Annotated in this window: 3 protein-coding genes; all 3 read left to right on the top strand. The window is 36.4% G+C overall.

Going from position 1 to position 2,269, the window contains the following annotated elements:
• On the top strand, positions 1-198 hold a 198-nt coding region (locus tag AC1DUW_RS26465; RefSeq protein WP_477643887.1), incomplete at its 5' end, for a thymidylate synthase.
• Positions 195-680 carry a dihydrofolate reductase gene (locus AC1DUW_RS26460; protein WP_477643886.1) on the top strand — a complete coding sequence of 162 codons (486 nt, stop codon included), beginning with the start codon at positions 195-197 and terminating at the stop codon, positions 678-680. The genes AC1DUW_RS26465 and AC1DUW_RS26460, both read left to right, overlap by 4 nt.
• A 148-nt stretch (positions 681-828) precedes the next feature.
• Positions 829-2,097 (top strand): threonine ammonia-lyase IlvA, encoded by a 1,269-nt coding sequence (gene ilvA, locus AC1DUW_RS26455; protein ID WP_053346625.1) that lies wholly within the window; start codon positions 829-831, stop codon positions 2,095-2,097.
• The last annotated feature ends 172 nt before the right edge of the window (positions 2,098-2,269 follow it).

Raw genomic sequence — 2,269 nt, 5'->3', positions numbered from 1 at the left:
GTACATACATTTGGGGACGTTCATATTTATTCGAATCACCTTGACCAAGTGGAACTGCAGTTGACACGAGATCCCAAACCACTGCCAATCATGAAAATAAATCCGGAAGTGAAAAATATCTTTGATTTTAATTTCGAGGACTTTGTTCTGGAAAACTACGAAGCCCATCCCCATATAAAAGGTGAGGTTAGCATATGATTTCGTTGATAGTAGCTATGGATCAAAATCGAGTGATAGGGAAAAACAATCAACTACCGTGGCATTTACCAGCAGATCTCCAGTATTTTAAAAAAGTGACGATGGGTAATCCAATCGTGATGGGTCGTAAAACATTTGCATCAATCGGGAGGGTACTGCCTGGTAGGGAAAATGTCATCGTTACACGAAATCTTGATTTTACTGCAGAAGGTTGCGCCGTATTACATGATATTTCAGAAATTAAGACGTTTGCGGATAAAAGTGACAAGGAAGTCTTCGTGATTGGTGGAGCGGAAATCTTCAAAGAAATTCTTCCTTTTACAGACCGCTTATATATTACGGAAATTCATGAGAACTTTGAAGGTGACACTTATTTTCCAGAAATTAATGATGAAGAATGGGAAGAGATCTCATCTATCCCGGGTATCATGGATGAAAAAAATCTCTATCCGCATGAATTTATTATCCTACAAAAAAAATAGAGTGAAATCCGATTATGGAACATTAGCCATAATCGGATTTTTTGGTTTAAAACAAACAAAAGATAGAATTTTTAGAAAAATCAATTACATTAATAACAGTAAAGTGCTATAATAATTGAATTGATTAGGAAGGAAATGAGGGATTGTTATGAACCAGACTGTATCTATGAATAGGGGGATTCAATTGGAAGATATTCTAATTGCCTATAGAGAACTGAAAGAGATTGTTTTACATACTCCTTTACAAAAAAATCAGAGGCTCTCTGAAAAATATGAATGTAATGTTTATTTAAAACGAGAGGACCTTCAACATGTACGTTCCTTTAAATTAAGAGGAGCTTACTATAAAATGAAAAGCTTGACCCAGGAAGAGACGAAGAACGGAGTCGTATGCGCCAGTGCAGGAAATCATGCACAAGGAGTGGCCTTTTCCTGTAGTCAATTAGGAATTCATGGGAAAATTTACATGCCTGCTACAACACCAAGGCAAAAAGTCGATCAAGTTCAGTTATTTGGCAGGGAAAATGTTGAAATAGTCTTAATTGGTGATACATTTGATGATGCATTTGCCATGGCGATGGAATGTTGTGAAAAAGAAGACCGTTCCTTTATCCATCCTTTCAATGATGAAAAGGTAATCGCCGGGCAAGGTACAACAGCTGTTGAAATCCTAAATGATTGTGAAGATGAAATTGACTATGTATTCGCAGCAATCGGTGGTGGGGGACTAATGGCCGGTGTTTCAAGTTATTTCAAATCGGTCTCGCCGAAAACGAAATGTATTGGAGTAGAGCCACTTGGTGCTGCTTCAATGGAATATTCGTTCAAAGAAGGAAAAGCGACTGAACTTGAAAACATAGATACCTTTGTTGATGGTGCGGCTGTTAAGTATGTAGGAGAGATGACATATCAGATTTGCAAGGAAAACTTGGAAGATATCGTTGTCGTTCCTGAAGGGAAAATCTGTACCACAATACTGGATTTATATAATCAGCATGCGATTGTGGCTGAACCAGCTGGGGCGTTATCAGTAGCTGCACTGGATTTATATAAAGAACAAATCAAAGGAAAAACAATTGTTTGTCTTGTCAGTGGGGGTAACAACGATATTGGCCGTATGCAGGAAATTAAGGAAAAGTCTTTATTATTTGAAGGTCTGCTTTATTACTTTATCGTAAATTTCCCACAACGGGCGGGAGCGCTAAGGGAATTCCTTGATGAGGTGTTAGGACCGAATGATGATATTAGCCGTTTTGAATATACGAAGAAAAACAATAAAGAAAGCGGGCCGGCCCTTGTTGGTGTGGAGTTAAAAGACAAAAATGATTATAATGGACTGATTCAAAGAATGAATAAAAAAGGATTCTCCTTTGTTGAAGTCAATAAAGACAGTAATTTATTTCACTTATTAATTTAATTATAGACAAAATGGTAAATTAGGATAGAATAATAAATATGTTTTTACATTTTATTCTACCTGCACATTTGTTATAAATAATCTGTCGATAATTGTTACCATTTTATGAAGAAATGCCAGTTTACTTTCAATTGGTTGGAAATGGTATTATAATCCCATTTCCAACCAATTG

This window comes from Peribacillus sp. P4_C12 (assembly GCF_056402095.1).
Note: the sequence above shows the minus strand (reverse complement) of the source record. Positions and strands in the feature narration are given on the sequence as shown.

What these genes read in the sequence shown, in the direction of transcription:
- ilvA (WP_053346625.1), top strand. Translation starts at nt 829, where the DNA reads ATGAACCAGACTGTATCTATGAATAGGGGGATTCAATTGGAAGATATT.
- AC1DUW_RS26460 (WP_477643886.1), top strand. Translation starts at nt 195, where the DNA reads ATGATTTCGTTGATAGTAGCTATGGATCAAAATCGAGTGATAGGGAAA.